General features: G+C 73.6%; 1 protein-coding gene. It reads left to right on the top strand.

Features of this window, described 5'->3' with window-relative positions:
* A partial coding sequence (locus BST14_RS32490; RefSeq protein WP_211280885.1) for a hypothetical protein occupies positions 1-194 on the top strand: 194 nt, incomplete at its 5' end.
* Positions 195-231: the final 37 nt, after the last annotated feature.

The following is a 231-nucleotide window of genomic DNA, read 5'->3' as shown; positions in this document are numbered from 1 at the left end:
GCCACGACCAGCCGCTGTCGCGGCTGCGCTTCCTCAAGGGCCCGCCGGCGCACCGGCAGATGGTGCGCAGCGTGCTCGGCGCCTGTGGCATCGCCACCCGCCGCCTGGAAGAGTTCGCGCCGATGCGCAGTTCCAGCGAGGAACAGCGCCAGGGCTGGCTGCGTCGCGCCGAACAGCTCGGCAGCCAGGTCTAGTTCCCTTCCCGCCCGGCTGCGGCCGGGCGCGGACACT

Source organism: Mycobacterium arosiense ATCC BAA-1401 = DSM 45069 (assembly GCF_002086125.1).
GTDB lineage: Bacteria > Actinomycetota > Actinomycetes > Mycobacteriales > Mycobacteriaceae > Mycobacterium > Mycobacterium arosiense.
This window is presented reverse-complemented; position numbering and strand designations above follow the sequence as displayed.